The 3,461-nt window shown below is 68.5% G+C and carries 5 protein-coding genes and 1 pseudogene; 2 read left to right on the top strand and 4 right to left on the bottom strand.

Annotated features, from left to right (window positions below):
• Positions 1–91 (bottom strand): annotated as a pseudogene (locus ABNT58_RS07260) (urease accessory protein UreE); the annotation flags it as partial.
• A 62-nt stretch (positions 92–153) separates the two neighbouring features.
• Between ABNT58_RS07260 and ABNT58_RS07255 the strand changes: the two are divergent.
• Positions 154–378, top strand: a complete 225-nt coding sequence (locus tag ABNT58_RS07255; protein WP_348752830.1) for an AbrB/MazE/SpoVT family DNA-binding domain-containing protein — start codon at positions 154–156, stop codon at positions 376–378.
• Complete coding sequence (locus ABNT58_RS07250) at positions 375–761, top strand: type II toxin-antitoxin system death-on-curing family toxin (RefSeq protein WP_348752829.1); 387 nt, start codon at positions 375–377, stop codon at positions 759–761. The genes ABNT58_RS07255 and ABNT58_RS07250 overlap by 4 nt, the downstream gene beginning before the upstream one ends.
• Before the next feature lie 8 nt (positions 762–769).
• On the opposite strand, the gene ureC is transcribed toward ABNT58_RS07250, so the two are convergent.
• The 3 genes from ureC to ABNT58_RS07235 are packed head-to-tail and all read right to left on the bottom strand — an operon-like array spanning position 770 to position 3,443.
• Positions 770–2,497 (bottom strand): urease subunit alpha, encoded by a 1,728-nt coding sequence (gene ureC, locus ABNT58_RS07245; protein WP_348752828.1) that lies wholly within the window; start codon positions 2,495–2,497, stop codon positions 770–772.
• A 14-nt stretch (positions 2,498–2,511) separates the two neighbouring features.
• Positions 2,512–2,817 carry an urease subunit beta gene (locus tag ABNT58_RS07240; protein ID WP_348752831.1) on the bottom strand — a complete coding sequence of 102 codons (306 nt, stop codon included), beginning with the start codon at positions 2,815–2,817 and terminating at the stop codon, positions 2,512–2,514.
• A gap of 11 nt (positions 2,818–2,828) precedes the next feature.
• The gene (locus ABNT58_RS07235) at positions 2,829–3,443 is read right to left on the bottom strand and encodes a HupE/UreJ family protein (protein WP_348752827.1); all 615 of its coding nucleotides are present in this window, start codon (positions 3,441–3,443) and stop codon (positions 2,829–2,831) included.
• Positions 3,444–3,461 lie beyond the last annotated feature (18 nt).

Raw genomic sequence — 3,461 nt, 5'->3', positions numbered from 1 at the left:
CGTCCCAATCCAGCGCCACGCTGGCGGCGCGCTTGAGCAACACGGCGGCCAGGCCGCGGCCCTGGGGCATCAGTTTGTTGACGGTGAGCATGGTTGTGGAGGCGGGCTAAAGCTGGATAATAACAACCGTTATAACAAACCTCGGAGCCAGCGATGTCGGCACTCAAGCTCACCCAGATCGGCAACTCGGTCGGCGTCATCCTGCCCAAGGAGGTGCTGGCGCGATTGAAATTGGAGAAGGGCGATACCGTGTTCGTGACGGAAGCGGCCAACGGCATCACGCTGACACCCTACGATCCTTCGCTGGAGGACCAACTCAAGCTCGGCCGGGAGTTCATGCGCGAGTACCGTGACACGTTCCATCAGTTGGCCAAATGAGCGGCTGGCGTTGGGTTTCGCGCGAGGTATTGCTGCTTCTGCATGAAGAGAGCCTGTCGGAGCATGGCGGTGCGCCAGGCCTTCGTGACGAGGGATTGTTCGAGTCGGCGCTGGCTCGGCCGTTGAACCTGGCCACATACGGCAGTCCGGACTTGGCTGATCTTGCCGCTGCCTACGGCATCGGGTTGGCCAAGAACCACCCGTTCATCGACGGCAACAAGCGGACGGCCTTCCTGGCGGTTGGCTTGTTCCTCGCAGTCAATGGTCAGAGGCTGGTGGCGACGCAGGCAGATGCCACGCTGACCATGCTCGACGTCGCCGCCGGCACCCTGGACGAACCGGCCTTCGCCGCCTGGATCAGGGCGCACAGCCAAGCCCGCTGAACAGATCCTCAGAACAAAAAATACCGCTGCGCCATCGGCAGCACCTTGGCGGGCTCGCAGGTCAGCAGGTCGCCGTCGGCGCGCACGGTGTAGGTCTGGGCGTCGATCTCCATGTGGGGGGTCAGGCTGTTGTGCACCATGTCGGCCTTGGTCACGCCCCGGCAGCCCTTCACCGCGGCCAGCGGCTTGTGCAGGCCATAGCTCTCGGCGGCACCGTTGGCCAGTGAGGCCGCGCTGACGAAGGTGAGCGAGGTGCGGTGCAGCGCGCCGCCGAAGCTGCCGAACATCGGCCGGTAATGCACCGGCTGCGGCGTGGGGATGGAGGCATTGGCATCGCCCATCGCGGCTGCGGCGATGAAGCCGCCCTTGAGAATCAAGCTGGGCTTGACGCCGAAGAAGGCCGGGCGCCACAGCACCAGGTCGGCCCACTTGCCCACTTCGATCGAGCCCACTTCGTGCGACACACCGTGCGCGACGGCCGGGTTGATGGTGAGCTTGGCGATGTAGCGCTTGACCCGGGTGTTGTCGTTGCGCTCGCTGTCGCCGGGCAGCGCGCCGCGCTGCTGCTTCATCTTGTGCGCCGTCTGCCAGCAGCGCAGCGGCACTTCGCCCACGCGGCCCATGGCCTGGCTGTCGGAGCTGAACATGCTGATCGCGCCCAGGTCGTGCAGGATGTCCTCGGCGGCGATGGTCTCGCGGCGGATGCGGCTTTCGGCGAAGGCCAGGTCCTCGGCGATGGACGCATCGAGGTGGTGGCACACCATCAGCATGTCCAGGTGCTCGTCGATGGTGTTGACCGTGTACGGCATCGTCGGGTTGGTCGACGAGGGCAGGAAATTGGCCTCGCCCACCACCCTCAGGATGTCGGGCGCATGGCCGCCGCCTGCGCCTTCGGTGTGGAAGGCGCACAACGTGCGGCCCTTGGTGGCCGCAATGGTGTTCTCGACGAAGCCGGACTCGTTCAGCGTGTCGGAGTGGATCGCCACCTGGATGTCGTGCAGCTCGGCCACGCCCAGGCAGTTGTCGATGGCCGAAGGCGTGGTGCCCCAGTCTTCGTGCAGCTTCATGCCGATGACGCCGGCCTCGGCCTGCTGGTGCAGCGCCTCGGGCCGGCTGGCGTTGCCCTTGCCGAAGAAGCCGATGTTCATCGGGAACGCGTCGGCCGCCTGCAGCATGCGGGCGATGTTGCTGGGCCCGGGCGTGCAGGTGGTGGCCAGGGTGCCGGTGGCCGGGCCGGTGCCGCCGCCGATCATCGTGGTCACGCCGCTCATCAGCGCTTCTTCGATCTGCTGCGGGCAGATGAAGTGGATGTGGCTGTCGATGGCGCCGGCCGTGACCACCATGCCTTCGCCGGCGATGATCTCGGTGCCGGGGCCGATGACGATGTCCACGCCCGGCTGCACGTCGGGGTTGCCGGCCTTGCCGATGGCGGCGATGCGGCAGCCCTTGATGCCGATGTCGGCCTTGACGATGCCCCAGTGGTCGATGATCAACGCATTGGTGATCACGCAATCGGCCGCTTCATGCGCGCCCGGGCCGTTGGGCACCTGGCCCTGGCCCATGCCGTCGCGGATCACCTTGCCGCCGCCGAACTTCACTTCTTCACCATGGCCGCCCGCGGCCAGTGTGTAGTCCTTCTCCACCTCGATGATCAGGTCGGTGTCGGCCAGCCGCAGGCGGTCGCCCACGGTGGGGCCGAACATCTCTGCGTAGGCGCGTCGTCCGATGCGTGCCATGTGTTTGCGCCCCTTCAGAGTTGGCCCTGCACCAGCCCACGGAAACCGTAGACCGTGCGTGCACCGGCGTAGTCGACCAGTTCCACCGTGCGCTGCTGCCCGGGCTCGAAGCGCACTGCGGTGCCGGGCGCGATGTTCAACCGCATGCCGCGCGCGGCGTCGCGGTCGAACTGCAGCGCGCCGTTGCATTCGGCGAAGTGGTAGTGCGAGCCGACCTGGATCGGCCGGTCGCCGGCGTTTTCGACCACCACGGTCAGCGTGCGCCGGCCGGGGTTGAGTTCATGGTCGCCGTCGTCGATCAGCAGTTCACCGGGCACCATCAACAGCTCCTTCAAGCCAGCAGCAGGCCGGCGCCCACCGCAGCCGTGAAGCCGCCGGCCAGGCGGCCCAGCCAGGGCGCGCGGTCGCGCATCGCAAAGCCCAGCGCCAGGCCGGCTGCGTGCAGCACGGCCGTGGCCGCCACCATGCCGGCCAGCGCGGCAGCGCCACCCAGCTCCGTGCCGTGGGCCGCGCCATGGAACAGCGCAAAGCCACCCACCAGCGCCGAAGCTGCCGCGGCCGGGAGCCGGCTGCGCAGCGCCACCAGCAGGCCCAGCACCAGCAGCGAAGCGGCGATCACCGGCTCCACCGCCGGCAGGCGCAGCCCCGCCGCGGCGGCCAGCGCACCGGCCAGCAGCAGCGCGGCGAACACCAGCGGCAGCCGCGCGGCGGCACCCAGGCGCTGCAGCCCACCACGCGCTGCGCCGGACGCGGGCAGCGACAGTGCGCCCCAGGTGCCCACGGCCAGCATGGCCAGCAGGTGGTCCAGGCCCGTGAACGGGTGCAGCAGGCCGGCCAGCAGGCCATGGTGGGCCGCACCATCCTGGCCCACGTGGGCAGAGGCGATCAGCGGCAGCGCGGCGGCGGCCAGGCCCAGCAGGGCGGCGCGGCAGGGGCGATGGGTCATCGGCAGTCCTTCTTGTGT

The sequence above is a fragment of the uncultured Aquincola sp. genome, assembly GCF_964001545.1.
GTDB lineage: Bacteria > Pseudomonadota > Gammaproteobacteria > Burkholderiales > Burkholderiaceae_C > Aquincola.
The sequence above is the reverse complement of the archived record's forward strand: the minus strand, read 5'-3'. Positions and strand labels throughout refer to the sequence as shown.

Excerpts from the sequence above, each read along its gene's own strand:
- ABNT58_RS07255 (WP_348752830.1), top strand. The coding sequence starts at position 154 with ATGTCGGCACTCAAGCTCACCCAGATCGGCAACTCGGTCGGCGTCATC.
- ABNT58_RS07250 (WP_348752829.1), top strand. The coding sequence starts at position 375 with ATGAGCGGCTGGCGTTGGGTTTCGCGCGAGGTATTGCTGCTTCTGCAT.
- ureC (WP_348752828.1), bottom strand. The coding sequence starts at position 2,497 with ATGGCACGCATCGGACGACGCGCCTACGCAGAGATGTTCGGCCCCACC.
- ABNT58_RS07240 (WP_348752831.1), bottom strand. The coding sequence starts at position 2,817 with ATGGTGCCCGGTGAACTGCTGATCGACGACGGCGACCATGAACTCAAC.
- ABNT58_RS07235 (WP_348752827.1), bottom strand. The coding sequence starts at position 3,443 with ATGACCCATCGCCCCTGCCGCGCCGCCCTGCTGGGCCTGGCCGCCGCC.